Here is a 26,081-nt window from a genome sequence, read left to right on the forward strand (position 1 = left end):
TGTGCGTTCGGTGCACAAGTATTGTCAGGTTCGGGCCATAGGTGAAACGGGTAGATCGGCAGACACTTCGGCTATCGATCTTTACCGGAGCGACTGCCATGACCGAACGACCCAGCCCTGCGCGCATTCTTTCCTACGACCACATCGGCATCCGTGTCAGCGACAAGCCCCGGGCGATGGCCTTCTACCAGGCGCTCGGGTTCATGGAGACCGCGAGCTTTCCGCTGTTCGAGGCCAACGAGATGCTCAGCGCCGATGGGGTGCGTATCAACCTGATCTTCAACGGTACCCGCGTACCGGATGCCCGCAACGTGCTGCTGGATGCGCCGGTGAAGCTGCCGGGCATGACCCACCCGGCCTTCATCGTCGATGACCTGGAGGTGCTTCAAAGCTGGCTGGGCGAACGGGGCATCGTCATCACCGAGGGGCCACACCCCATCGGCCCCCGAAGGGTCGCGCTGTTCATCCGCGACCCGGACGGCAACGTCCTGGAATTCAATCAACTCGTCGAAGGAGATGCCCAATGAAACTCTACGATCTGGATGCGTCCGGCAACTGCTACAAGGTCAGGCTCTTCGCGGCGCTGGCCCGTATCGAACTCGAACGCATCCCGGTGGATATCCCGGGCGGCGAGCACAAGCGCCCCCCGCTGGCGGACCTCAATCCGCTGGGGCAGCTGCCGATTCTGCAAGACGGCGCCCATGTCGTGTGGGACTCCCAGGCGATCCTGGTGTACCTCGCGGGCAAGTACGGCGGGCTGGCATGGTGGCCGGCGCACCCGCTGGGGCAGGCGGAGATCGTCCAGTGGCTGTCGTTCGCCACCAACGAGGTCCAGCACAGCCTCTGCGCGGCGCGGCTGGTGGAGAAGTTCGGCTACGCGCTGGACAAGGACGCGGCGCTGGCGAAGTCGCCGGCCGTGCTCTCGATCCTCGACAGGCATCTGGAGCGCCATGACTGGCTGGCGATGGGCCGCCCCACGATCGCCGATTGCGCGGTCTACCCCTACGTCGCGCTGGCCCCGGAAGGCAGCGTGGACCTCGAACCCTACGGGCACGTCGCGCGCTGGATGAAACGGATGGAAGAGCTGCCCGGTTATTTGCCCAAGCCTTGAGGGCCTCGGGCGGGCAGTCCTAGCGATATTCTCTGCAACCGCCACCGAGGCACGCTGGAAGCCCGACAGCGCCAGCCTGCTGGAATCGGCCGAAAGACGTGGCCTTACGCCCGCATTCAGCCGTGGTGGCCGTGCGGGACGTGTGACGCCCCGCGCGGCATTTTCGGCTCACCGTGGCAGACCGTGAACAGCGCTCTGAGCCGCAGAGGCGCGCCGGCGACTTCCGGGCAGCGGCCTGTCCGTCCGATGCGTACGCCCTGCCAGATGCATCGGACAACCGAAGACAAGCCTTTTGCTTAAGTTGAATAATTCTCAATATCATGCATAGACTCGTCTCAACTAACCACGACTCGTTCATTGCCCATGCCCCAGCATTGCCGCGATCTCCCCGAGTTGCTGCGTATTGCGGCCCAGGCATTGCCTGGGCTGAACGGTGAAGTCGGTCCGGCCGAAAGGCACCAGCTCACGTGTGGCCGGCCGGGCAACATTGCGCAGGTCGCCGCGCTGCATGCGCATTGGCAGCGGGCCCATCCCGAGGCAGGACCGCATTACTGGTCGGCGCGCAGCTGGTCATTGCTGATCTGGCAGCCGATATACCTCAGCGTGCTCGCTGTCTATCTATGCCGCAACGCGCCCTGCCTGGCAGAGATGGGCCAGTCGATGAACGAAGGCTCAGTGCACGGCTTTCGCCTGCCCGCCCACTGCCCTTATCGGGGTGACCGCACGGCCCTGATAGGTTGTGCCAGCGAGCAGTTGACGGCCTTCGTCGAGGGCCAACTCGCGGAATTCCACGCGGTCGCCTCGATCTACCCAAAGATGGCGCGCCTGCTGGTCGCCGACTGCGTGCGGGCAGCCCTGCTCCTCGCGCAACGCAACGAACCGATCGCCGATGAAGTCCTGCTCGAAGCCGAGCGCGACTGGCTCGCGGCATTGGCCCTGCCCGGTGGCGGCGCGCTGACCGTGGTGGATCTGGACGACGGTCGCACCTGCCTCGGCATGGGGCGCAAGGCGTGCTGCCAGCACTTTCGACGCGCCGATGGGGAGCTCTGCGACAGCTGCCCGAAACTCGACCGAGACGCGCGGCTGCAACGCTTGCGGGCCCTGGCATGCTGAGCCTGCACGGCATCGCCGTGGTGAACTAGTGCAGGCGATGCCCCTGTCCACCCGGCTTTCGCGGCCCGCGCCCGTGCCGCTGCGCTACCTGCTCGCCCTCGCGGCCATCGCTCTGCTCACACCGCTGCACCTGAACCTGGGCATGACGCACTGGACGCCCGCGCAATGGTCGCTGAGCCCGCCGGCGGACGGCAGTTTCGATGCCCTGGAGTTCGGCCTGTCGGCGTTGCCCCGGCTGGTCATGGCGCTGCTCGTCGGCGCCGCGCTGGGGCTGTCCGGCAGCGTGCTGCAACAGCTGACGCAGAACCGCCTGGCTTCGCCGATGACGCTGGGGGCCGCCGCCGGCGCCTGGCTCGGGCTGACGGCTACCGCCCTGTTCGCCCCGTCCCTGGCAGCCACGCAGGGTCACTGGGCGGCGCTTGGCGGTGCTCTGGGCGCGGTCGGCCTGGCCTTGCTGATCGCCGGTCGCAACGGCGCTTCGGGGTTGCCGGTGATCCTTGCCGGCATGGCGCTGAACCTGCTGCTCGGCGCCATCGCCACCGCCATCCTGTTGGTTCATACCAAGCAGAATCGCGGCCTGTTCCTCTGGGGCGCGGGCGACCTGGCGCAGATCGACTGGCACTGGGTGCAATGGCTGGGGCCGAAGCTGCTGGTCGGCCTGGCACTGATCGTCCTGGCGCCGCGCCCACTGACGTTGCTGCAGCTCGGCACTGCCGGTGCGCGGGCACGGGGGCTGTCGCTGTTGCCGGTGATGCTGGCGTTGTTCCTGGCTTGCCTGTGGCTGACTTCGGTGGCGATTACCGCGGTCGGGCTGATCGGCTTCATCGGCCTGATCACGCCGAACCTGGCACGGCTCGGCGGCGCCCGTACCGCGCGGGACGAACTGCTGTTCAGCGCCCTGCTCGGCGCGCTGCTGCTGCTCGGCGCCGATGCCATCACCCTGGCGCTGAACCGCTGGTTTTCCGAGCTGATCCCGAGCGGCGCGGCGGCCGCCTTGATCGGCGCACCGGCACTGCTTTGGCTTTTACACCGCCAGCTTGGTGCGCAGGATCGCCAGGGCCTGACGCTGCCGCCGGGCGCGCCATCGCTGAACGTCCGGCGCCTGGCATGGCTGCTCCTCGCCGGTGGCGCGGTGGTGGCGCTCACCCTGTTACTGCAGCGCGGCCCGGGCGGCTGGCAGCTGGGCTGGCCCTCGGCGGTGCTCTGGTCGCTGCGCTGGCCACGCCTGCTGGCGGCCGTTGCGGCGGGCTGCGGATTGGGGGTCGCCGGCATGATGCTGCAGCGTCTGCTGCGCAACCCGCTGGCGAGCCCGGACATCCTTGGCCTGACGGCCGGCGCGACCCTGGCCGTGGTCGCCGCGGTGACGCTGTTCGGTGCCGGCATGATGCAGCTGGTCGCGCCCATCGCCGCCTTCGGCGGCAGCCTGCTGGTGCTCGGCCTGCTTTTGCTGTTCGGCCGCCGCCACCACTATTCGCCGGGGATCATGGTGCTGGTTGGCGTGTCGCTGGCGGCCCTGCTGAACACTGCGCTGCAAATCGGCCTGACGCGAGGCGAAGCGGACGCCCTGGCACTGCTCGGCTGGCTGGCCGGCTCGACCTACCGGATCGAAGCGGGCGAGGCGGTGATGCTGAGTCTGGCGGTCACCGCCCTGGTAGCGCTCAGCCTGATCTTCCATCGCGCGCTGACCCTGGTCTCAATCAGTGACGGCGTGGCACTGAGCCGCGGGCTGCACGTAGCCCGCGCGCGGCTGGCGTTGCTGCTCCTGGTGTCGCTGCTCTGCGCCGTGGTCACCAGCATGCTCGGGCCGGTGGCCTTTCTCGGCCTGCTGGCGCCGCACATGGCGGCGCTGCTCGGCGCCCGGCGGGTGCTGCCGCAACTCTGGCTCGCCGCCCTGCTCGGCGGCTGGCTGATGCTGGTCTCCGACTGGCTCGGCCGCTCGGCGCTCTACCCGCTGGAGGTGCCGGTCGGGCTGGTCGCCTCGATCCTCTGCGGGCTTTACTTCCTCTATCTGCTCATCCGGCAGCGCATCGCATGAAGGCTTGGCTCACCCTCTCCTTCCTTTTGCTGATCCTTATCGGCGCACCGGTGCGTGCTGACGATCCGCCGCGCATCGCCGCACTGAGCTGGGAACCGATCGAGCATCTGTTGATGCTTGGCGTCACGCCCGTGGCGGTCGCCGACAGCGCCGACTACCGCGCCTGGGTGGTGCGCCCGACACTTCCCGACTCGGTAATCGATGTCAGCACCCGTACCGAGCCGAACCTGGAGCTGCTCGCCCAACTCGACCTCGACCTGATCGTCATCACCCCGCTGCTGGAAGACCTGCGTCACAAGCTCGAACGCATCGCACCGGTGGTCGCTTACGGTGACTTCACCCAGGCACGCGACAACCATCAGATGCAACGGGAGAACTACCTTGCGCTCGCCGCACGCATCGGCCGGCTCGACCGGGCTCGTGAGACGCTGGAGGCGATGGACGCCCGCCTGGACGACCTGCGCGCCCAGCTGCACGCACACTTCGGCGAACGCCTGCCGAACGTGACGGTGGTGCGCTTCTCGACGCCGACTGCGGTGCTGGTCTACGGGCCGAACTCCATGCCCTGGCATGCGCTGGACCTGCTGGGACTGGGCAGCGCCTACGACACGCCGGCCAGCCGCTGGGGCAATTTGCAGTTGCCGGTGACGGTGCTCAGCGGGATCGACGAAGGCGTGGTGCTGCACATCGAACCCTTCCCCGCTGGCGAGCGATTGTTCAACAGCCAGCTGTGGAAGGGTATGCCGGTGGTGCGCGGCGGGCGCTTTGCCGGCATGCGCCCGGCCTGGACCCACGGCGGCGTGTTCTGCGTGCAGTTCCTCGCTGAAGCGATCACCGAGGCGCTGCAAAAGATTCCGACTACGGCTGTAGAGCCATAAGCCATAAGCCATAAGCCATAAGCCATAAGCTTCCAGCTTCCAGCTTCAAGCTGCTCTTAGTACTCCCACGTCAGCGTCACCATCGCGTTGCGCGGCGCCGCGTAGTAGGTCTGCTCCCAGTACAGGCTGGTGTAGTACTTCTCGTCGAACAGGTTGTTGACGTTCAGCGCCACCTTGAAGTGCTCGTCGATGTCGTAGCTGGCCATGGCATTGACCACCGCATAGTCGTCCTGGCGGGTGACGATAGTGTCGCCGGCGGCCGTGGTGCCCTGCTCGCGGGAAATGTCGTCCTGCCAGGTGACGCTGCCGCCGACCTTCAGCCCCTGCACCACCGGGACCTTATAGGTGGTCGCCAGGTACAGGTAGTTGCGCGGCACGTAGGTGCGCACCGTGCGACCCTCCTCGTCCTCAAGCGAGAACAGATGGGTGAAGCCTGCGCTGGCTTCCCAGTTGTCGGTCAGTTGTCCGGCCAGGGCCAGCTCGTAACCCTTCGAGAGGGCATCGACGGTGTTGTAGTAGGACACCCCGGCATCGGCGTCGAAGCCGCCGTATTCGGGCGTGTTCTGCTGCTTGGTGCGGAAGACTCCGGCGCTGGCGTTCAGCCGGCCACCGAGCCACTCGCCCTTGACCCCGCCCTCGGCGCTGTGACCCTCGATCGGGTCGAGCCGCGTCAGGTTCGCGCCCAGCAAGTGCTGCGGGCTGAAGATCTTGGTGTAGCTGGCGTAGGCCGAATAGTGCTCGCCGAAGTCGTAGGTGGCGCCAGCGTAGGGCGTCGTTTTCGACTCGGCATACTCGTGCGTGTCGCCGACCTGGTAACCGTTGCTGGCGAGCCGGGTGTGGTTGGCGCCGAGGATCAGCTTGAGGCGGTCGGTCACGCTGAAGTGCCCGGCGCTATAGACGCTGCGGCGATAGGTGGTGTAGTCCGCGCCGCTGGTCAGGCCGTTGTCGAAGCCGGGACGCGGGTAGTCGCCGTCGAAACCGGGCGGCAGCGGGATGCTGAAGGCGTCGTCATAAGAGGACCAGCGTGCAGTCGAGCGCGACCAGTTGGCCCCGATCACCGCCTCGTGCGTGCGGCCGAACAGCGTGAACGGTCCCTTCACATAGGCGTCGCCCAGCAGTTGCCGCTCGATGCGGTCGTACTTGGAGGCGTAGGTGAACAGGCCCTCCCCGGTATCCGCATCCGGCACGCCGCTGGCGAGGAACTGCTCGGCATCGGCGCTGATCTCGCGGTAGTTCAGCGAGAGGCGCGAATGCCAGCCGCCGCCCCATTGCGTGGTCAGCTCGGCGAAGGCCTGCTTGTCCTTCGTGTCCCAATAGGTCCAGTCCGGCGAATAGCTCTTCGAGCGGCTGTAGTCGATCGGATTGCCTTCGCTGTCGTACACCGACAGCGCGCCCCACATGATGCCGTTGGGCCGGTTGCGCTGTTCCGAATAGCCGAACAGCGCCGTGTTGCGGTCGTTCAGGTCCGCCTCGAGCATGGCGGAGAAGACGGTCTTTTCGAGCGAATAACGGTCCAGGTAGGAGTTGCCGTCCTGCTGCACGGCGAGCACGCGGCCACGTATCCGGCCGGCCTCGTCCAGCGGGCCGGAGACGTCCAGTTCGCCGCGCGCGGTGTCCCAGGAGCCATAGCTCAGCGACGCCTCGGCCTGAAAATCGCGTGTCGGGCGCTTGCGTACGAAGTTAACGGTCGCCGCCGGGTTGCCCGGGTTGGCGGTCAGGCCGTTGGCGCCCTTGAGCACGTCTATGTGGTCATAGAGGAAGGTGTCGATGTCGCCCATCTGCTCTTCGGAGCTGAACGGCAGGCCGAGGCCGTCGACCTGGAAGTTCGACACGTCGAAACCGCGCACCGAGTAGTAGGTGCGGTCGGTCTCGACCCGCTGCACGTTGACGCCGGCCGCCTGCAGCGCGCCGGTGGCGTTGGTCAGGTCGAAATCGTCGAGCTGCTCACGGGTCAGGGTGATGGTGGTCTGCGGCGTTTCACGCGGAGCCAGATCCAGGCGCGTCGCGGTGCTGATCGCGCCGATGGTGTAGGAGTCGCTGCGTTCGGTCACGCTCGGTGCCGGCTCGCGTTCGGCGGTGACGTTCACCGGCTCGAGCTGCAGCGGGTCTTCGGTTTCCTGGGCGAGCGCCAGCGGCGAGGCGAGCAGGAGCGTGATCGGCGCCAGCCGGCAGGCCAACGTTAGAGCGGACGGACGCGAGACGCGGATGCCGGCACGTGCCGACAGGTAGGGGATCACTTCGGTCATGGTGTCTTCGTTTCATGTCGATTGACGTTCGGGTGCTTGCGGGAAAGGCGTCGAGTCAGCTCATGGAATCCGTTCCTGTATGGGTAAAAGGGTGGCGTCATGCCGGGGTCGTCTGGGTCCGCATGACCGCGCGATACCAGCCGTGGAAGTGCTGCATGCCTTCTTCCAGGGGCACCTGGTAGGGGCCGCGGTCGTCCTCGCCACGGCGGTAGAGCGCTCGGCGGCCGGCATCGGTGCGCTCGGCGATCTCGTCGTCCTCCAGGGCGGTCTCCAGGTAGGCGGCGCGATGCGCCTCGCACAGCGCGCGGTTGGTCTGGCGCAGTTCGGCGGGGTAGTAGAACTCGATGACGTTGAGCGTCTCGTGCACGCCCTGCGGGTACAGCGTCGAGAGCACCAGCGCGTGCGGGAACACCTCGATCATGTGGGTCGGGTAGTAGCTGGCCCAGATCGCGCCGAAGTCCGGCGAGCGGCCACTGAAATGCGCCATCAGCCCCTCATGCCAGGCGCGGTAGGCCTCGGTGCCGGCGCGCGCGAGGTTGGGCGCCACCGCGATGCGCTGCAGGCTGTACCAGTCGCCGTACTCCCAGCTCAGCCCGCCGCTGTGCACGTAGCGTCGCAGGCCGGGATGGAAGGAGGCGATGTGGTAGTCGTCGTTGTAGATCTCGATGAACGTCTTCCAGTTGCACTGGCAGGGATGCGCCTCGACGTGATCGAGCTCGTAGCCGGCGAAGTCCATTTCCGCGCGGTCGAACAGCCGGCCGATGTCGGCGGCGGGGTCGCGCTCACCCTCGAAGAGAAAGCCGCCGACGTTGAACAGCGGGTAACGCGGCAGGTTGCGGCAGGGCCGCTCGGGGAATTTCGGGGCGCCGACGATCAGGCCGTGGCTGTCGTAGGTCCAGGCGTGCAACGGGCAGAGGATGCGCCCGCCGGTGGCGCGCAGGTTGCCGCGGCGGATGGCGCAAGGGTCGCTGTCGAGGCTGTGGTCGCCGAGCATCAGCGCCTGGCGGTGCCGGCAGACGTTGGAGATCAGCTCCACGCCGTTCTCGTTGCGCACGAGGATGCGACTGTGCGCGTCCTGCGGCAGCGCGTACCAGTCGCCGGGGCTCGGGACCATCTTTTCGTGCCCGACATAGCGCGCGCTGCGGCGGAAGATCAGCGCCTGCTCGCGCTCGTAGACGGCCGGGTCGCAATAGTCACGCACGGTCAGTTGCGGCAGGTCGTCGGCCAGGCGCAGCGGGGGTTCGGTCAGTCGGTTCGGGTTGAACATGCAAGGCTCCTTGATACCGACACCCGGCGCACCGCGTTCGGTCGAACACGGGCGGCGAGGCGGCATGGGCTTCTCGAGTTCACCGGCCAGGGGCCGGTCGCGGGACTACACCGTCAGCGCGGATTCACCGCTGGTTTCGCGGCGCTGCCGGGCCGGCCCGTAGGGCGCCACCGGGTTATCCAGCGGATCGGCCATGATCAGGCTGCCGGCCGGGTTGGCCAGGTCCACCATCTGCAGGTTGTTCTTCAGCTGCAGCCGGTTGAGGCACGAGTGCAGGAAGGTCGGCGCGAAGAAGTCGTAGCGCGCGAAGCGCTCGGCCAGCTCCGGGTGCGCACGCTGGTAGTCGAGCACCGACTCGGCCACGGTGCGCCAGAACCGCACCTCCTCCAGCGTGCCGCTGTCGTCCAGCAGCTGGCCCATGTGGCGGAACACGCCGTCAAAGATATCGATGAAGATGCCGAGGATCTTGAAGTCCTCCGGCACGTCGACCGCCAGGCGCTCGAGTCCTTCGGGCATCGGCGCGTCCTTGTCGAGGATGGCCGACTCCTCGGCGATGTCTTTCATGAACACCCGGGTCGGCACATGGCCTTCGAGGACCAGGATGAGGTTTTCGCCGTGCGGCATGAAGACCAGGTGATGGGCATAGAAACAGTGCACCACCGGAATCAGGAAGGCCTCCAGGTAGCGCCGCAACCAGGCCGTCGCGGTGAGCCCGGAGCGGCGGATCAGTTCCGGCAGCAAGGGCGCGCCCTGCGGATCGACGTGCAGCAGCGCGGCCATGGTCATCAGCCGCTCGCCCGGTTGCAGCCGCGGGATGGGGCTTTCCCGCCAGAGCGCCGAGAGCATCTTCTTGTAGGGGCTGTCGGTCTGTAACGCCGCCTCGTAATAGCGGTTGCGATAGCCGACCGAGGCCACCTCGCGCAGGATGCCGAAGCCGTACGCCTGCAGCACCGGGTCGGCGCTGATCAGCCCGTCGAGGTAGGCATTGATCGCCGGCGTGCCGGCCATGTAGTACGGCGACAGCCCGCGCATGAAGCCCATGTTGAGCACCGACAGCGAGGTCTTCACGTAGCAGCGTTCGGGCACGGAGACGTTGAAGTAGGTACGCACCGACTGCTGCGCGCAGTAGCGATCCTCGCCGAGCCCGAGCGGCACGATGCGGCGCTCGGCGATATCGGCGGCGAACATGATCGACAGCTTGTTGAACCACTGCCAGGGATGAGCCGGCATGAACAGGTAGTCGGCCGGGTCCAGGCCCTCGCCGGCCAGCTGCTGGCGGAACGCGATGGGCTGCCGCTCGCCCAGCTCCTGGCGCAGCAGCGTCTCGTGGTCGAGCCCGGGCACGGCGGCGAAATGTGCGTTGTCCCGATGCACCGCCAGCCAGACGATGGCGAAACGGCCGCCGGTCTCAGGCGCGTAGGCGTGGTAGTCGAGCGCATCGAAGCCCAGCCGCCCGTTGTTGGCGACGAACCCCGGGTGGCCTTCGATCATCGCCGCCTCGAGCGTCTGGTAGTCGGCATCGGCCAGCTCGGCGCTGCTCAAGGCGGGGCGCGAATGCTTGTAGGCGGCGCCGAACAGCGTGCTGCTGATCTCGTCGAGGTACACCGGCAGCTTGTCAGCAGGGATACCCAGGGTGCGCTTGAAGTCGATGACGAAGGTCAGCGCATCGAGCGGCTGCAGCTGGCCGTCCAGTTCCCGTTCGATGCTGGCGGCATCCACATGCCAGTGACGCAACGCCATGCGCCGGGCCTTGAAGCGGTAGCGGCAACCGGGCGTGTCACCGACCAGCTCGTACCGGCTCCAGGCCCCGGCCGCCTCGTCCAGGCACGCCGGCGTGAAGACCTGCTCGTGGGCGAACTCGGCGATGGCCTTGCGCACCAGCAGCCGGTTGACCTTGCGCCAGACGTCGGGGTGCAGATGCGTGACCGCTGAAGCGGGGCGATCGAGGCTCGGGGACATCGTCATGGGGCCTGTTCCTCCAGTGAGTGAGCGAAATCATGGGGCGAGCAGAACGCCAGCCGGGCGGTCTTGCCCGGCAGCTGGACGGTGCCGGCGTCGACGAAGCCGACCAGCCGGTTGAGGCGGTGTACCCGTTCGTTGCGCGCATCCGGCTCGACCACCACCCGCTGCGCGCCGAGCGCATCGAAGAGGAAGGCCATGACGGTGCGCAGCACGTCGCGGGTGTAATGGCGGATCGGCCGCTCGGCCGGGCCGACGAAGAAGTGCATGCCGATGTCGCCGGGCTGGACCGGGTAGCAGTCGCCGAGCGGGTCGCGGCCCGGGTCGTAGCACTCCATGACGAACGCCGGGCGGCCCTCATGGAACCCGAGGTAGGCCTGCAGGCCGTGGGCCGCGGCGTCGCGGTAGAACTCGGCGGTCGCCTCGACGCTCATGTTCTGCATGTTCCAGAAATGCGCGTAGTCCATCTGGTACCAGGGCTGGATGATCGCTGCGTCCTGCTCCAGACGCAGCGGACGCAGGCCGAAGGCCGGGTTCAGCGCGGCGCGGTTGTCCGCCGGCATGATCAGTTCAGGCATGGCAGGCCTCCGCGGGTGCGCGGTGGCGGCTGTCGACGCCGAACCAGCCGCGGTCGATGGCGGCGGTCAGCAACATGCCGGCCGCGGCGATGGCGAAGCTGGCGGGCACGCCGACCCAGTCGACCAGGTAGCCGGCACTGAACGACGAGAGCAGCACACCGAGGTTCTGGAAGAAATTGGTCACGCCGAAATCGCGCGCATACATTGGCGGTGTGCTGACCTTGAACAGCGTGACTTCGAGCTTGACGATCACCTGATACAACGCCCAGCCGTACAGGCAGCGCCCCAGCACGATCAGCCACGCCGAATCGCTCGCCTGCAGCGCCAGCCCCGCCGCGCCGAGCAGCAGGTTGAGCAGGGTGTGATCCACCCAGCGCGGCTGGCTCGCCATGCGATGGCGCAGCGCCAGGGCGACCAGCGCGACGATGCCGGGAATGGCGAACACCACGCCGGTGAGCATCTGCTCGGCGAGGCCGGTGCGCGCCTCCCAGTACACCGTGAAGAACGGCCGCACCAGGTAGGCGCTGAAGTCGAACAGGAACATCAGCAGGCTCAGCTTGAGCAGGGCAGACAGCGCCTCCGGCGTGCGCCGCGGGGCGGGTGCGGCGCGCTCGGCCGCATCCTCCGACAGCACCCGCACCACCCGTCCGCTGCGGATCAGGTAGGTGCACAGGGCGAACTGCACGAGATCGCCCGCCGCCATCAGCGCCACGCAGAAGCGCGGGCCGAATTCCTGCAGCGCCAGGCCGCCAACCGCGGCACCGAAAATGGCGCCGATGTGCACCACCACCGAGAGCAGCCCGATGGTCACACTGTGCCGCTCGGCCGGTTCCAGGCGCATCAGGTAGGGAAACATCAGCAGGTAGCTGGCCTTGGTCATGAACATCAGCATGGTCAGCAGCCAGTACGCCTCGACTGTCGGCGCCCAGATCGCCAGCAGGCAGAAACTGGTGGCGGCCAGTTGCGTCCAGGCCAGCAGATGCATGGTCTCGACACGCCGCGCAACGCGGGCCCAGACCGGCAGCATGCACATCACCGCGATGGAGATGGCGGCGATGTAGGCGCCCACGTGCACCGAGCTGGTCAGGCCATAGCGCAGCTCGAAGAACTGCGGGTAGAAGGCGATGAGGATCGAGTCGCTGATCACGCCGAAGGCGGACATGATCAGGATGGTGGTACGCAGCGTCACGAGCCGACGGCCTCCCGCTCCAGCGCGATGAAGCCGCTGTCCTCGCCGGGCACGAAGTCCTGGAACGCCGTGCGCGGCTCGCTCGGGTAGTGGTCGTGGCCGGTCAGCTCGGCCAACAACCGGCTGTTGCGAAAGCACGCCAGGCCCAGGTCGGGGTTGGTCAGGCCATGACTCTGCAGACCGACGTTCTGCACGTAGATCTCCCGGTTGTGGTGATCCACGGCCCAGCGTTTGGACGGCGAGTAGCCGCCCTCGGCGTTCCAGCGGATGCGTGCGCGGATGCCTTCGACGAAGGCCGGCACCTGGTAGCGATAGCCGGTGGCGAAGACCACGGCATCGGTGCGGTGGCGGTAGCGCCGGCCGAGTTGGGTATGGCGGAAATCCAACTCCCAGCCGCGGCCGTCGGGGGCGCGACGGCAGGCGTCGAGCGCCATGCAGGTCAGCAGGCGCGTCGGCGGCGCGTCGCGGTGGCGGCGCTCGTCGAGCAGCGCGTAGATGCGTTCGATCAGCGACTGGTTGATGCCGTTGTAGATGCTGCGCTGGTCCTCCAGCACCTCGGCTTTGATGGCCGGATCGAGACCATGGAAGTAGTCGCCATATTCAGGGGTGATGAGTTCGAGCGTGAGCTTGGCGTCCTCCATCTGGAAGAAGCGCGGCGCGCGGGTGACCCAGTTGAGCCGGTAGCCGTGGCGCTCCGAGTCCTGCAACAGATCGTGGTAGACCTCCGCCCCGCTCTGCCCGCTGCCGATCACCGTGATGCTGCGCCCGGCCTGCAGACGCGCGCGCTCGGCGAGGTAGCCGCTGCTGTGCACCAGGTGCGCATGGTCCCCAGCGGCGCAGCAATCCGGCAGGCGCGGCACGCCGCCGATGCCGATGACCAGTTTGCGGGCCTGGTAGGCGAACGCCGTGCCGGCCTCGGTTTGCCCTGATATCCGATAGAGGCCGGTCGCCGCATCGTGACTGATAGCCCGTACGTCACGTCCGCAGCGCAGGTTGTCCAGCCGCGACGCGGCCCAGCGGCAGTAGCGGTCGAACTCCTGGCGATCGAGGTACCAGTTCTCGCGGATGTAGTAGGTGTACAGCCGGCCCTGGTGCTTGCAGTAGTTGAGGTAGCTGAACGGGCTGGTGGGATCCGCCATCGAGACCAGATCGGCGAGGAAGGGATTCTGCAGCGTGGTGCCGTCGAGCAGCATGCCCGGATGCCAGCTGAACGCCGGCTTGCGGTCGAGGAATAGACTGCGCACACCGGGCAAGGGTGCCGTCAGGCAGGCGAGACCAAGGTTGCAAGGGCCAACGCCAATGGCGATGAAATCGTAGGGCGATTCGTTCATCCGCTAGCCTCTCCGCTGCACCATCAGGGTCAGTGGAAGCTAGTTCGAATGATAATCATTGTCAAACAGCAATGATTATTGTCTTTCGCTTGTTTCACGAAAGCTGTGCTAGCCGAAGGCGGACGGCGCTATTGGCCCGTGCTGACGGGCGAGCAACTGCGCCCTTCGTGGCTTATGCCTTTCTAGGCTGTCCCGCCGAACGCTACCTGTTCAATTCATACGCGCACATGTTGACCGTCGCGGCCAGGTTCAGCGATTCGATGGCGCCAGCACCGGGAATCGTGAAGGGCTGGGCCTCGAGGGCGGCCAGTTGCTCGCGGGGTACGCCGCGCGCTTCGTTGCCGAAGAGGTAGCACTCGAAGGTCTTGAAGCTGGCCGATTGCACGGGCTCGCCGTTCATGTCCAGGCAGGCGATACGTTCGAAACGGGTGCGCAGCGAATCCAGTTCCACATCCAGCTCCAGCGGCGCATGGAAGATGGCGCCCATGCTGGCGCGCACGACCTTGGGGTTGTACGGGTCGACACTGCCGGGGCTGAGCAGGCAGCGAAAATCGCCGAACCACGCCAGGGTGCGCAGGATGGTACCCAGATTGCCCGGGTCCTGGATCTCGTGCAGGTAGATGGCGCGCTCGCCGCCGACGGGTGCGGCCGGCGTGGCTGTCGTCGGCATCGGCACCAGGGCGATGATCCCTTGCGGAGTCTTGGTGTCGGCGATCTGCGCCATCTGGCGGTCGCTGATCACCTGGGTGTCGAAGGGGCTCTGCCAGTGCGCGTAGGCGCCGGTCACGTACAGCCGGCTGCTCTGCAGCTGCGGGTTCTTCAGCGCCGCCTTCTGCAGCTCCAGCAGCAGGTGTTCGCCCTCGACCAGAAAATGCCCGAATTCGGTACGGTACTTTTTCTGGTGAAGTTTCTTGATGTCGTCGAGTTTCATCGGTCCGGCTCAGTTGGCCTGCACGTCGGTGGTGTGCGTTTCGGACAACATCGACTTGGCCAGGGCCTCGGCGACCTTGATGCCGTCCACGCCCGCCGAGAGGATGCCGCCGGCGTAGCCCGCGCCTTCCCCTGCCGGGTACAGCCCTCGCAGGTTGAGGCTTTGCAGGGTCTCGGGATCGCGGGTGATGCGCACCGGCGAGGACGTGCGGGTCTCGATGCCGGTGAGCACCGCATCGTCGCGGTCGAATCCACGGATCTGCTTGCCGAAGGCCGGAAGCGCCTCGCGGATGGCCTCGATCGCGTAATCGGGCAGCGAGGGCGCCAGATCGCCCAGGCGCACGCCGGGCTTGTAGGAAGGTTCCACCTCGCCGAATTCGGAGGACGGCACGCCGCGGATGAAATCGCCCACCAGCTGCGCGGGCGCGCAGTAGTCGCGGCCGCCCAGTTCATAGGCACGCGACTCCAGGCGCTCCTGCAACTCCACGCCGGCCAGCGGGCCGCCGGGAAAATCCTGCTCCGGGTTGATGCCCACGACGATGCCGGCATTGGCATTGCGCTCGTTGCGCGAGTACTGGCTCATGCCATTGGTCACGACGCGCTCCGGCTCGGAGGTGGCCGCCACCACGGTGCCGCCCGGGCACATGCAGAAGCTGTAGACGGCGCGGCCGTTCTTGGCGTGATAGACCAGCTTGTAGTCGGCCGCGCCGAGCTCCGGGTGCCCTGCGTACTTGCCCAGGCGCGCCTGATCGATCATGCCCTGCGGGTGTTCGATACGAAATCCCACGGCGAAGGGCTTGGCCTCGATGAACACGCCCTGGCGGTGCAGCATGCGGAAGGTGTCGCGCGAGCTATGCCCCAGCGCCAGCACGACATGGCGGCTGCGCAGGGTTTCGCCGCTGTCCAGTACCACGCCCTCGAGCTGGCCATCGTCGATCAGCAGGTCGGTCACCTTGCTTTCGAAGCGCACCTCGCCGCCCAGGGCGATGATCTCCTCGCGCATGGCGGCGACCACGCCGGTGAGGCGGAAGGTGCCGATGTGCGGCTTGCTCACGTACAGGATCTCGTCCGGCGCGCCGGCACGGACGAACTCGTGCATCACCTTGCGGGCGTAGAACTTCGGGTCCTTGATCTGGCTGTAGAGCTTGCCGTCGGAGAACAGGCCCGCCCCGCCCTCGCCGAACTGCACGTTGGACTCGGGCGTCAGGGTCTTCTTGCGCCACAGTGCCCAGGTGTCCTTGGTGCGGCGGCGCACGTCCTTGCCGCGCTCGAGCACGATGGGCTTGAAGCCCATCTGCGCCAGGGTCAGCGCCGCGAACAGCCCGCAGGGGCCGAACCCCACCACCAGCGGACGCTCGCCGAGCCCGGCCGGCGCCTGGCCGACCGGATAGTAGCGGGTATCCGGCGCCGGGATGACGTGGCGGTCATCGGCCAGCCGCGCCAGGACGGCCGCCTCGTCACGGACCTCCAGGTCGATGATGTAGATGAACAGGATGACGCTGTTCTTCTTGCGGGCGTCGTAGCTGCGCTTGAACACGGTGAAGTTCAGCAGGTCGGCGTCGCGGATGCCGAGGCGTTCGACGATGGCGCTACGCAGCGCCTCGGCGGAATGATCGAGGGGCAGGGACAGTTCGTTGATGCGAATCATGGCGATGGTCCTGGCCGGTGACTCCGGCAAAGGAAGCTACAGAAAGAGGCGGGTAGGCCGCGAATTGTACCCGCCACCGCCCACCCCTGTCAGGCCTGGCCTGGGGGTCCGGCGCAAGACACGGTGCGGTTCGGCGCCGGGCGCCCTGCCCTGCGCCTGGCGTTATCGGCTTATAATTGCCGCACTCTGCGCCCAGCACGTTGCCCCTTGTCCCGTGCGCGGGTCCGCGTCTTCCATTGATTTTCCATGCCTGGCCCCCTCATGAAACGATCCAAAAGCAGCCGCCGCTGGCTGGATGAACACGTCAACGACCCTTACGTCAAACGGGCCCAGAAGGATGGCCTGCGCTCGCGTGCCAGCTACAAGCTGATCGAGCTGAACGAGAAGGACAAGCTGATCCGCCCCGGCATGCTGGTCATGGACCTGGGCTCCGCCCCCGGCGGCTGGTCGCAGGTAGCCGGCGGCCTGGTGGGTGAGAAGGGACGGGTCCTGGCCAGCGACATCCTGCCGATGGACCCGCTGGACAACGTCGACTTCATCCAGGGCGACTTCACCGAGGATGCGGTGTTCCAGCAGATCCTCGACAAGCTCGACGGCAACCAGCCCGACCTGATCATCTCCGACATCGCCCCCAACATCAGCGGCGTCGCGGCCGCCGACCAGGCCTCCTCGATGTACCTGGTCGAACTGGTCCTGGACATGGTCCGGCAGGTGCTCAAGCCCAACGGCAACTTCGTGGCCAAGGTGTTCCAGGGCGAAGGCTCCGACGAGTTCCTGAAGGACGTCCGCACCTCGTTCGAGAAGGTGGTGATCCGCAAACCGGAGGCCTCGCGGCCGCGGTCGCGCGAGGTCTACCTGGTGGCGAAGGGGTTCAAGGGATAAGGCGGGCCCCGGCGCGCGGAGCAAGGCCGCGCGGCACGGCCATCCCCTCCTCCGGAGCCTGCGCCTGCGCCTGCCCGGGATGATCGAGCAAGTACGCCGGACGATCCGACTACGGGCAGGCGCTCACCGACGGGCAGACTCGTTCCCACAGCTTCCGGCTTTTCAGCCGAACCCGCGAGCATGGGAGAACGACATGGTTCATCGATCCGCCTTCATCGGCGGCCTGGTACTCGGCGCCCTTCATCTGCTGACCCCCCCGGCGACGCCCCGCAATCGACGGAGCACACCATCGCACAGCATCCCTATGTCGGCATGTGGGTCACCGAGGATGGCCAGATTCGTCACCTACTCCAGCCCAACGGCCGCTACGACGAGGCACGTGGTACCCGGGAGAGCGCCTACCAGGGGCGCTACGAAGTCAGAGGCAACCACATCGACTACTGGGACGACACCGGCTTCACCGCCGATGGCGAGTTCGTCGACCGGAACACGCTGCACCATGGCGGGATGATCTTCCGCCGCCAGTGAGGCGGGGCGGCTGCTGTGGAGGCGGCGGCCGGACGCCTAGGCGTTCATCAGTTTCAGCACCCCGGCCACCAGCGTTTCTATAGCGAAGGGCTTCGTCAGCACCTGCATCCCCTCTCCGAGGGAACCGTTTCCAAGTGCTGCGTTTTCCGCATAGCCGGTGATGAACAGCGTCTTCAGGTCGGGCCGGACTTCCCGGCCGGCATCGGCCATCTGCCGGCCATTCATGCCTCCCGGCAGCCCCACGTCGGTGATCAGCAGGTCGATGCTCACATCGGACCTCAGCACCTTCAGCCCGGCGACGCTGTCGGACGCCTCGAGGAGCGTATAGCCAAGATCGCCCAGCGCGTCCTTCAACAGCAGGCGTACCGTCGGCTCGTCATCCACGATCAGTATCGTGCCGCAGCCCTGCGCGAGTGCGGCGGACCCGCCGGCCGGCTCGACCGCGCCCTGGCCCGCGCTGCCTTGGAAACGAGGCAGATAGATGCGCATCGAGGTGCCCCTCCCGACCTCGGAATCGACGCGCACCTGGCCGCCGGACTGCTTGGCGAAGCCGTAGATCATCGACAGCCCGAGCCCGGTGCCCTGGCCGATGGGCTTGGTGGTGAAGAACGGGTCGAACGCCTTGGCGATGAGCTCCGGCGACATGCCCGTACCGGTGTCCGTCACACGCACCGACAGGTACTGCCCCTCGGGAAGATCGAGGGCGCCGGCCTCGTCACCGACCAGCCGATGGTTGGCCGTTTCGATGATGATGCGCCCGCCGTCCGGCATCGCATCGCGCGAATTGATGCAGAGATTGAGGACCGCATTTTCGAGCTGGCTCGCGTCCACGAACGCCGGCCACAGCGCCTCGGCGCAGGCAGTCTCCACCTGGATGCCGGGGCCGACGGTCCGCTGGATCAGCTCGATCATACCGTCGACCAGCGCATTCACGTCGACCGGTCTCGGATCCAGCGTCTGGCGCCGGGAGAAGGCCAGGAGCCGGTGCGTCAAGGCAGCGGCACGCTTCGCCGCGTCCTGGGCCACGACCATGTACTTGTCGACATCGCTCGTGCGTCCTTGGGCGATTCGCAAGCTCGTCAGCTCCAACGCGCCCGTGATGCCTGCCAGGAGATTATTGAAATCATGGGCCAGTCCCCCCGTCAGCTGGCCGACCGCTTCCATCTTCTGGGACTGGCGCAGCTTGTCCTCGGCCTGGAGCAACTCCGCGGTCCGTTCGGCCACGCGCTGTTCCAGCGTTTCGTTCAGCGCCCGCAGCGCGGCGGTCGCGCGGTCGCGTTCGGCCTCGATGGAACGCCGATCCTCGACGTCGATCAGCACGCCGGGAAAGTTGAGGGGCGTGCCGTCCTTGCCATGGTCCACACGGCCGTTCGCCTCGATCCAGTAGTACTTTCCATCGGCGCGCCGGACCCGGTACTGGTGGGCATAGGCGCCCCCGCGGTTGATCGCCTCGTCGATCGCCGCGATCAGCCCCTCGCGGTCCTCCGGGTGTACCGTGGCGATTACTTGCTCGAGGCTGAGCCTCTGGCGGCCAAGCGCCGGGTCCAGGCCGAAGGCCCGGGCGAAGCCTTCGTCGACAGCGAACCGGTCGGAGGGCAGGTCCCAGTTCCAGGTGCCGATGATGGCCCCGGCGGCAAGGGCCAGCTGGACACGCTCCACGTTTTCGCGTGCGATCGACTCGCTGACCTTCAGGCGCTCTTCGGCAATCCGTCGCTGGGTGACGTCACTGAACAGAATCGCGATCTGCCGTTCGGCCGGATCTCCGACCCGGACCGCCCGGACCTCGAACCAGCGATTGAAGGCTTGGGCGTAGCTCTCGAAGTAGGCCGGCTCCCCGGTCTTGGCGACGTGTCCGTAGGTGTCGAACCAGAACTGCTCCAGTTCGGGCGCGAACTCAGTCACCCACTGGCCACGCAGATCCACCCCGGCCTGACGCTCGAAGGCAGGGTTCGCCTCGACGAATCGATAGTCCACCGGCTTATCGCTCTCGTCGAACTTGACCTGAACGATCGCGAACCCCGCCTCGATCGTTTCCAGGATGGTCCTGAAGCGCTCCTCGCTCTGGTGCAGTGCCGCTTCGGCCGCGCGCATGCGGGTCAGATCGAGCATCGCGCCGATCATCCGCACCGCCCGGCCCTCGGCATCGCGAATCACCTGCCCGCGGTCCAGCACATCGGCGTAAGAGCCGTCCAGGCGCAGGAACCGGTACTCATCGGTCCAGGTGGTGCCGCCTCCATCGATGACCGCGTGGATCGAGGCGTCGATGCGCGCCCGGTCGTCGGCGTGGATGTGCGCGATCCACCAGTCGCCCGAGGTGTCGATATCGGTCAGGGAGTAGCCGTACGCGTCCTTGAGCGCATCGTTCCACAGCACCTGGTTGGTCGCGAGGTCCCAATCCCAGACCGCGTCGTTGGTGGCTTTGGTCGCCAGCCGATAGCGCTGCTGGGTCTCCTCGATCGCCCGGCTCGCCAGGTGCTCGTTGGTGCGATCGCGCAGTACCCACAGGTAGCCGAGGTGCGCGCCCTGGTCATCGTGGAGCGGAGCGATATCGCCCGACGCCCAGACCTGCTGGCCATCCTGGCGCAGGTACCAGCGCTCGTCCGAAGCGCGCCCGTGCTCCCGGGCTGTCTGCATCTGCTCGTCGAGCAGGCGACCGGCCTGGTCTTCGGGCGTGAGGATCAGTGCGGCGCGCTGCCCTCTCATCTGCTCGGCGGACCAGCCGAACATGCGCTGCGCACCCGCGCTCCAGCCGGAGACGCCGCCGGCCGGAGTGATCGAGATGATGGCCAGCTCGACGGTGCCATCGACTATCGAAGATTGGCGTGCCGCGCCGGCCAATGCCGTCTGGCTGGCCCTTCGCTCGGTCTCTTCCAGCGCCGTTCGCAGGCGCACCACCTCGGCCTCAAGCTCCTGTCGAGTCAGATTTTCCAGAGCCATGGCTACCTTGTATCGAGGGCGGAGTGGGGGAGACGCAATTTTTTCGCGCGCACAATCAGATCAGAAACGGCCGGGCTTTGCACTCGAGCCATCGGCGCTGGCGCCGGTACGTCCGTCAAGCACGACGCCTTTCGCTCGCCACCAAACCCTTTGGAGAACCCGTCACGATGGACATCCCGCTGACCCTCTCGTTCATTGCCGCCGCGGCCCTTCTGGCGGTCACGCCTGGTGTGGATACCGCCATCGTGTTCCGGGCGACGGTGAGCGGGCGCCGCCAGGCGCTCATGGCAACGCTGGGCATCGCGTCGGGCTGTCTGATCTGGGGCGCAGCGGTATCCCTCGGGCTCGGCGCGCTGCTGCTCGCCTCCGAGACGGCCTATACCCTGGTCAAGCTCGCAGGGGCGGCCTACCTGATCTGGCTGGGCTCGCCCCTGCTGTTCAAGCCGCGCGCGGCGTTCGAGTCCGAGGCGGGCAAGGCGCCTTCGTCACCGTGCGGCGATGCGTTCTGGCGTGGCTTCCTGACCAACGCGCTCAACCCCAAGGTCGGCGTGTTCTAGTCACCTTCCTCCCCCAGTTCATACCGCCGGCCGCCAGCGTGGCCGGCTATTGCTTCGCCCTCGCCTGCATCCACGTCGGGCTGACCCTGGCCTGGTTCGCCATCCTGATCGCCGCCACGATTCTCCTGGGCAAAGCCATGCGCCGCCCTTCCCTGATGAAAACGCTGGATCGCGTGACGGGAGGCGTTCTCGTCGCGTTTGGATTCCGGCTTGCGGTGTCGACCGGGCGCTGAAAGGCGAGGCGCAGACATCGCTGGATCGCTCCATACAACCGCGCGGGCTCATACCTGCGAGACCAGCGCGAGGCGCAGGGCGAAGCCGATCAGCAGCGCGCCGAACAGGCGTTGCTGCGCGCGCTGGAGCGCCGGGCTCTGTTCGAGCCAGCGCCCGATCAAGGCACCCGCCAGCGCGTAGCTGGTGTCGAACAGCAACCCCACCAGCACCAGGGTGACGCCCAGCACGGCGAACTGGCTGGCGACCGGCCCGGCGCCGGCATCGATGAATTGCGGCAGCAGCAGCGAGCAGAACAGCAGCGCCTTGGGGTTGAGCAGGTTGGTCAGCACGCCCTGGCGAAACGCGGCGCCGAGCGACAGCGACGCGCCCCCGGCCCCGTCGACCGAAAGCGCCCGCGCCTCGGCGCGGAACATGCCCAGCCCCAGCCAGAGCAGGTAGCCCGCCCCCAGCAGGCGTACCGCATCGAACGTCCAGGGCACCGCCCTGAACAGCGATGCCAGCCCCATCGCCGCGAAGGCCACATGGCCGCTGCGCGCGACCGCCAGACCGGCCGCCGTGGACAGCGCCCTGCTGCGTCCCGCGCGTGCGCCGGTCTGCAGCAGGAGCAGCATGTCGGGCCCCGGCAGCAACAGCACCACCGCCAGCGCCAGCACGAACATCCCCAGGTTTTCCATCTTCCAGCCCCCTCCGCAGACACCTCAAATGCTACGGCGGGAGGACGGGACAGGTGCTTGCGTAATACGCTACCGAAAGGCACATTATTGGTTTTTAATGCCAGATATCAGCGAATAAACAGGTCATTCATGCCAAGAAATCCGAAAGCCAGCCTCGACTCCTATGACCGTCGCATCCTTGCGGCACTGCAACGGGACGGGCGACTGTCCAACGTCGATCTCGCCGACCGTATCGGCCTCTCGGCGTCGCCCTGCCTGCGCCGGGTGAAGATGCTCGAAGACACGGGGGTGATCTCGGGCTACCAGGCGACCCTCGACCCGGACGCCATAGGCCTGGGGCTGACGGTGTTTGTCGGGATCAAGGTCGAACGGCATCATGAGGAGGAGGCGGAACGCTTCCGCCAGGCCGTGTCGGCGTTGCCGGAGGTGCTGTCCGCCTACCTGGTGTCCGGGGAATCGGATTTCCTGCTCCATGTCGTCGTTCAGGACCTGCGCGACTACGAGCGCTTCCTGACCGAGGTGCTGCTGAAGCTGCCCGGGGTGCGCGACATCCGCAGCAATTTCGCGATCCAGACGGTGAAGGCCCAGGGCCCGCTGCCGCTGGGACATCTGCCCGCCTGAACCCGACCATTGGAGCAGGCCGCTGGGCCCGGCGGCGGCAGCACCCGCGCGTGCGGTCATGCCCTGTGCTTTGGATGCGCCAAGTGAATCCAGGGGCGCCTCGCGGCGCCATTCGCGTCAAGACCAGGCCTCCCCGACCGCACCCACGACCTCGGAGTCGACACGCACCCGGCCGCCGGACTGCGGGCGAAACCACAGATCATCGACGGCTCGCCCGGGGCGAACCGGGACCGCCGCGTGGCAAGGCGACGTCAGTTGCTCGGACGCTGCTTGGTCGAGTCCAGCTCGGCTTTTTGCCGGGTGGTGATTTCGGTGATCTTCGCGGATTTCTCGATGGCGAAGTCGAAGACGTCCTGCATCTTCGCGAGCGCTTCGGTCGGCGTACCGTTCAGGCCGCCTTTGGCCGCCCAGTCGAAATTCCAGACGCCGGAGAGATCGTCCGCACCCGCGACGTCATGGGTTTCGATCGCCGTGAATACGTTGGGGTGTCGCTGCATGTACTGGGCGGCCTGCTTCACGTCGGCAGGAACCTTGCCCGCGGTATCGCCGGCAAGCTGAGCGAGTTCCTTGCCGGTAATCGCAGACTTGCCGTGCTGTCGCATGTAATCGGCGATGAGCTGGCTCGACCTGGCGATATCCAGCTTGCTGTCGAAGATCGAACCGGACGACGGCGCAGGGACAAAGTCCCCGCCAGTGGGTGATACGGTAGAAGACATCGGCCCTGCTCCCTCAATGGATTAATGACGCATCGCAACAACCGCAAATGATGATGACCGGCTTGACGCTAGCACGGTGCAAACAGCGGCTGCGAAGCGCTTCACATCAATTCACAAGGTCTCGCATCGCTTCACGGCTCGGGCTCGCGGTCTTGACCGCGAGCTTTTGATGCGCACAACGGAGTCCGGCGGCGCCATTCGCGGTCAAGACCAGACATCCCAGACCGCGCCACGGCATTCATTCCCGACGTACGGGGGCGCGAACAGCGCTAGCGCTTCTTGCCCGCTTTGCCGCCCCCCAGGCTCGGCACCTTGCGGACCGGTCTGGCGTTGGGCTTTTCGCTTTCATCGAACCAGTTGCCCAGGTGAATCTTGCCTTTGCCGGGTGCGGCGTCCTTCTTCTTGGGCTTTTTCGGTTTCTTGATGATCTGCCCGCCGAGCACCGTGGTGGGTACCCGGTGGTCGGGGATGAAGCCGGGCTCGTCGCGGCGGCGCAGGACCTGGCCGATCAGCGTTTCGATGGCGGCCAGCTGGTCGACCTCGTCGGCCGCGACCAGCGACAGGGCCTTGCCGCTGCAGCCGGCGCGCCCGGTGCGGCCGATGCGGTGCACGTAGTCCTCGGCGACGATGGGCAAATCGAAGTTCACCACCAGCGGCAGGTCATGGATGTCCAGGCCGCGCGCGGCGACGTCGGTGGCGACGAGGATCTGCACCTCGCCGGCCTTGAAGCGCTCCAGTGCGCGCAGGCGCGAAGGCTGGGGCTTGTCGCCGTGGATCGAGTCGCTGGAGACGCCCTGCGCCTGCAGCTCCTCGACGAGCTGGTCGACGCCCTTGCGGGTCTTGACGAAGACCAGCGCCTGGCCCCAGCGGTTCTCGGCGAGCAGGTGCAGGAACAGCTCGGCCTTGCGCTTCTTGTCCACCGGCACCAGCCACTGCTCGACGGTCTTGGCGGCGGCGTTGCGCGGGCTGACCGAGATCGACAGAGGATCGCGCAGCAGCTCGCCCGCCAGCTGGCGGATGGCATCGGAGAAGGTGGCGGAGAACAGCAGCGTCTGGCGCTTCTTCGGCAGCGCGGCGAACAGCTCGTCCAGTTCGCGGGCAAAGCCCAGGTCGAGCATGCGGTCGGCTTCGTCCAGCACCAGCGCCTGCAGCTGCTCGAAGCGCACCGCGTTCTGCCGGTAGAGGTCCAGCAGGCGCCCCGGGGTCGCGACCAGCACGTCGACGCCCTTGCGCAGCGCCATCATCTGCGGGTTCAGGCTGACGCCGCCGTATACGGCGTAGGTGCGCAGCGGCAAGGCCTCGCCGTAACGGCGGAAGCTCTCGTGGACCTGCTCGGCCAGCTCGCGGGTCGGCACCAGCACCAGGGCGCGGACGCCGTTGCTGGCGACGTTCGGCCCGGCGGTGGCCAGCCGTTGCAGCAACGGCAAGGCGAAGCCGGCGGTCTTGCCGGTGCCGGTCTGCGCGGCGCCCATCAGGTCGCGTCCCTTGAGCACCGCGGGGATCGCCTCGGCCTGGATCGGCGTCGGGGCGTCGTAGCCGAGGGAATCGAGGGTGCGCAGCAGGGGATCGAAGAGGCCGAGGGCGGCGAAAGTCATGGCAGCAGAACCGGTAGGACGCGAAGGTCCGCCAGTTTACCTCACGACCGCGCCGCGAGCCTTCAGCTCGCCGGTGAGGCCGCCTTCGGCCGACGCCACTGGGGCAGGCCGATCAGCAGCACGGCGCTGACGATCACCGTCATCGCCAGCCATTCTTCCGGCCCGATGCGCTCGCCGGCGAAGGCGATGCCGAGCAGCACCGCCACCACCGGGTTGACGTAGGCGTAGCTGGTGGCCGCCGCCGGACGCACGTGCTTGAGCAGGTAGAGATAGGCGCTGAACGCCACGATCGACCCGAGGAAAATCAGGTAGGCCAGCGCACCCCACCCAGCCGCCGTCGGCATCTGCTCCAGGCGTTCGCCACTGGCCACGCTGCCGAGCAACAGCACACCGCCACCGACCAGCATCTGCGCGGCGCTGGCCATCGGCCCGCTGGGCAGCGTGAGGTGCCGGCTCCACATCGAACCGAACGCCCAGCTCGCCGCGGCGAACAGCACCAGCACCGCCCCGAGCGGGCTCGCCTGCATGTTGTGGCCGAGGTTGAGCAGCCCGATGCCGACCAGCCCGAGCAGGATGCCGCCCCACTCCAGCGCGGTGGTGCGCTGCCCCCAGAACAGGCCGAACAGAAGCGCGAACAGCGGCACCGTGGCGATCGCCAGCGCCGCGACACCGGAGGCGACGCCCAGGTGTTCGGCCACGGTCACGCCACCGTTGCCGAAGCTGAGCAGGAGAATCCCGACGATGCCGGAACTGATCCACTCGCGCCGGCTCGGCGCCGGCGCGCCGCGCCAGCGCAGCCAGGCGAACATCAGGCTGCCGGCGATGACGAAGCGCAAGCCGGCGAGCAGCATCGGCGGCCAGGATTCCACCCCGATGCGAATGACCAGATAGGTCGAACCCCAGATCAGATAAAGCGCCAGGAAGGCGCCCACAAGCAGCAACGGGAAACGGGACGAACGCATGGCGGCAGCTCGAAAGAGATGGGTGCTCATTCTAGGTAAGGCGCACACGCAAGAATAAGCACAGATCAGCCTTTAAAGGCCGGCACAGCA

General features: G+C 67.0%; 21 protein-coding genes and 1 pseudogene. 9 read left to right on the forward strand and 13 right to left on the reverse strand.

The window, feature by feature from the left end:
- Positions 1–98: 98 nt before the first annotated feature.
- From DN824_RS03370 to DN824_RS03390, 5 genes are all read left to right on the forward strand, one after another.
- Entirely contained in the window at positions 99–527 is a 429-nt protein-coding gene (locus DN824_RS03370; protein ID WP_138406980.1) for a VOC family protein, read from the forward strand.
- Complete coding sequence (locus DN824_RS03375; RefSeq protein WP_138406981.1) at positions 524–1,111, forward strand: glutathione S-transferase family protein; 588 nt, start codon at positions 524–526, stop codon at positions 1,109–1,111. Before DN824_RS03370 ends, DN824_RS03375 begins: the two co-directional genes overlap by 4 nt.
- Positions 1,112–1,474: 363 nt before the next feature.
- Positions 1,475–2,224, forward strand: a complete 750-nt coding sequence (locus DN824_RS03380; RefSeq protein ID WP_138406982.1) for a siderophore ferric iron reductase — start codon at positions 1,475–1,477, stop codon at positions 2,222–2,224.
- A gap of 37 nt (positions 2,225–2,261) precedes the next feature.
- A complete protein-coding gene (fhuB, locus tag DN824_RS03385; RefSeq protein WP_138406983.1) occupies positions 2,262–4,259 on the forward strand; it encodes a Fe(3+)-hydroxamate ABC transporter permease FhuB in 1,998 nt (665 codons plus the stop codon).
- Positions 4,256–5,137: an ABC transporter substrate-binding protein gene (locus tag DN824_RS03390; protein WP_138406984.1), complete on the forward strand. Its 882-nt coding sequence runs from the start codon at positions 4,256–4,258 to the stop codon at positions 5,135–5,137. The genes fhuB and DN824_RS03390 overlap by 4 nt, the downstream gene beginning before the upstream one ends.
- Before the next feature lie 56 nt (positions 5,138–5,193).
- Here DN824_RS03390 and DN824_RS03395 read toward each other — a convergent pair whose 3' ends face one another.
- The 8 genes from DN824_RS03395 to DN824_RS03430 form a co-directional block, all read right to left on the reverse strand.
- A complete protein-coding gene (locus DN824_RS03395) occupies positions 5,194–7,383 on the reverse strand; it encodes a TonB-dependent siderophore receptor (RefSeq protein WP_138406985.1) in 2,190 nt (729 codons plus the stop codon).
- Positions 7,384–7,480: 97 nt separating this feature from the next.
- Positions 7,481–8,650, reverse strand: coding sequence for an aromatic ring-hydroxylating oxygenase subunit alpha (locus DN824_RS03400; RefSeq protein ID WP_138406986.1), 1,170 nt, complete (start codon positions 8,648–8,650; stop codon positions 7,481–7,483).
- Positions 8,651–8,755: 105 nt separating this feature from the next.
- Positions 8,756–10,615 carry an IucA/IucC family protein gene (locus DN824_RS03405; protein ID WP_282096992.1) on the reverse strand — a complete coding sequence of 620 codons (1,860 nt, stop codon included), beginning with the start codon at positions 10,613–10,615 and terminating at the stop codon, positions 8,756–8,758.
- The gene (locus DN824_RS03410; RefSeq protein WP_138406987.1) at positions 10,612–11,187 is read right to left on the reverse strand and encodes a GNAT family N-acetyltransferase; all 576 of its coding nucleotides are present in this window, start codon (positions 11,185–11,187) and stop codon (positions 10,612–10,614) included. Before DN824_RS03410 ends, DN824_RS03405 begins: the two co-directional genes overlap by 4 nt.
- A complete protein-coding gene (locus DN824_RS03415) occupies positions 11,180–12,376 on the reverse strand; it encodes an MFS transporter (protein WP_138406988.1) in 1,197 nt (398 codons plus the stop codon). Before DN824_RS03415 ends, DN824_RS03410 begins: the two co-directional genes overlap by 8 nt.
- Complete coding sequence (locus DN824_RS03420; protein WP_138406989.1) at positions 12,373–13,707, reverse strand: lysine N(6)-hydroxylase/L-ornithine N(5)-oxygenase family protein; 1,335 nt, start codon at positions 13,705–13,707, stop codon at positions 12,373–12,375. The genes DN824_RS03415 and DN824_RS03420 overlap by 4 nt, the downstream gene beginning before the upstream one ends.
- A gap of 202 nt (positions 13,708–13,909) precedes the next feature.
- A complete protein-coding gene (locus tag DN824_RS03425) occupies positions 13,910–14,638 on the reverse strand; it encodes a TrmH family RNA methyltransferase (RefSeq protein ID WP_138406990.1) in 729 nt (242 codons plus the stop codon).
- Between the two features lie 9 nt (positions 14,639–14,647).
- Positions 14,648–16,285 carry an NAD(P)/FAD-dependent oxidoreductase gene (locus DN824_RS03430; protein WP_138406991.1) on the reverse strand — a complete coding sequence of 546 codons (1,638 nt, stop codon included), beginning with the start codon at positions 16,283–16,285 and terminating at the stop codon, positions 14,648–14,650.
- A gap of 261 nt (positions 16,286–16,546) precedes the next feature.
- Between DN824_RS03430 and rlmE the strand changes: the two genes are divergently transcribed.
- The gene (rlmE, locus tag DN824_RS03435) at positions 16,547–17,167 is read left to right on the forward strand and encodes a 23S rRNA (uridine(2552)-2'-O)-methyltransferase RlmE (RefSeq protein ID WP_138406992.1); all 621 of its coding nucleotides are present in this window, start codon (positions 16,547–16,549) and stop codon (positions 17,165–17,167) included.
- Positions 17,168–17,455: 288 nt separating this feature from the next.
- Positions 17,456–17,695: an Atu4866 domain-containing protein gene (locus tag DN824_RS22665; protein WP_282096999.1), complete on the forward strand. Its 240-nt coding sequence runs from the start codon at positions 17,456–17,458 to the stop codon at positions 17,693–17,695.
- 36 nt (positions 17,696–17,731) lie between these two features.
- Here the strand turns inward: DN824_RS22665 and DN824_RS03445 are convergent, their stop codons facing one another.
- Positions 17,732–20,632, reverse strand: a complete 2,901-nt coding sequence (locus DN824_RS03445) for a PAS domain-containing hybrid sensor histidine kinase/response regulator (RefSeq protein WP_138406994.1) — start codon at positions 20,630–20,632, stop codon at positions 17,732–17,734.
- A gap of 167 nt (positions 20,633–20,799) precedes the next feature.
- On the opposite strand from DN824_RS03445, the pseudogene DN824_RS03450 reads away from it, so the two are divergent.
- Positions 20,800–21,422, forward strand: a pseudogene (locus DN824_RS03450) (LysE family translocator).
- Between the two features lie 48 nt (positions 21,423–21,470).
- Here DN824_RS03450 and DN824_RS03455 read toward each other — a convergent pair.
- A complete protein-coding gene (locus DN824_RS03455) occupies positions 21,471–22,097 on the reverse strand; it encodes a LysE family translocator (RefSeq protein WP_138406995.1) in 627 nt (208 codons plus the stop codon).
- A 129-nt stretch (positions 22,098–22,226) separates the two neighbouring features.
- Here DN824_RS03455 and DN824_RS03460 point away from each other — a divergent pair, with 129 nt between their 5' ends.
- A complete protein-coding gene (locus tag DN824_RS03460) occupies positions 22,227–22,718 on the forward strand; it encodes an Lrp/AsnC family transcriptional regulator (RefSeq protein WP_138406996.1) in 492 nt (163 codons plus the stop codon).
- 251 nt (positions 22,719–22,969) lie between these two features.
- Here DN824_RS03460 and DN824_RS03465 read toward each other — a convergent pair whose 3' ends face one another.
- The 3 genes from DN824_RS03465 to yedA form a co-directional block, all read right to left on the reverse strand.
- Positions 22,970–23,434: a hypothetical protein gene (locus DN824_RS03465; protein ID WP_138406997.1), complete on the reverse strand. Its 465-nt coding sequence runs from the start codon at positions 23,432–23,434 to the stop codon at positions 22,970–22,972.
- 269 nt (positions 23,435–23,703) lie between these two features.
- Positions 23,704–25,029, reverse strand: a complete 1,326-nt coding sequence (locus DN824_RS03470) for an RNA helicase RhlE1 (protein ID WP_138406998.1) — start codon at positions 25,027–25,029, stop codon at positions 23,704–23,706.
- Positions 25,030–25,091: 62 nt separating this feature from the next.
- Entirely contained in the window at positions 25,092–25,991 is a 900-nt protein-coding gene (gene yedA / locus DN824_RS03475; RefSeq protein WP_138406999.1) for a drug/metabolite exporter YedA, read from the reverse strand.
- Positions 25,992–26,081 lie beyond the last annotated feature (90 nt).

The sequence above is a fragment of the Stutzerimonas nosocomialis genome (genome assembly GCF_005876855.1).
GTDB classification, from domain to species: Bacteria; Pseudomonadota; Gammaproteobacteria; order Pseudomonadales; family Pseudomonadaceae; genus Stutzerimonas; species Stutzerimonas nosocomialis.